The organism is Microbacterium sp. K41, assembly GCF_004794395.1.
GTDB classification, from domain to species: domain Bacteria; phylum Actinomycetota; class Actinomycetes; order Actinomycetales; family Microbacteriaceae; genus Microbacterium; species Microbacterium sufflavum.
Map to the genome: position 1 here is coordinate 1 of NZ_SSDO01000238.1, position 644 is coordinate 644.

1 protein-coding gene is annotated in these 644 nt (G+C 76.9%); it reads left to right on the forward strand.

Going from position 1 to position 644, the window contains the following annotated elements:
• Positions 1-120: 120 nt before the first annotated feature.
• On the forward strand, positions 121-644 hold a 524-nt coding region (locus DW309_RS06535; protein ID WP_168387198.1), incomplete at its 3' end, for an alcohol dehydrogenase catalytic domain-containing protein.

Here is a 644-nt window from a genome sequence, read left to right on the forward strand (position 1 = left end):
GCCCCGCAGCCCTGAGCGGCGCGGGAGCCCACGCCGTGCTCGCCGACGTCACCGCCCTGCGCGGCGCGCTCGCCCAGCGCGACCTGCTGCCCACCGTCTCCGCGCGCTGAGCATCCGGCCATGGGAACCGTGCTGATCCGTCCGCCCGGTCACCGGAGGGACGTCGCCCTGCGCCCCGCCGCCACCGCCATGGTGTGGATCGGCGACGGGCACCCGCACGAGACCATCGCGGTGCCCGGCGTCGCCCTCGGCGACCACGACGTGCTGGTCGCTGTCGAGATGTCGACCATCTGCGGCTCCGACGTGCACACCGTGCAAGGGCGGCGCGCGGCCCCCACCCCGCTCGTGCTCGGGCACGAGAGCGTGGGGCGGGTCATCGCGCTCGGCGACGCCGGAGCGGACGCGACCGACGGGGCCCCGCTGCGCCTCGGCGACCGCGTGGTGTGGTCGGTCACGGTGTCGTGCGGCACGTGCGACCGCTGCCGCCGCGGGCTCACCCAGAAGTGCCGCGACCTGGGCAAGTACGGCCACGACAGGGTGGGCGTGCACGGCGACCTCACCGGCGCGTTCGCCAGCCACGTGCAGCTGCGCGCGGGGACGGCGGTCGCGCGGGTGCCGGAGTCACTGCCCGCCGCGGTGCTCGC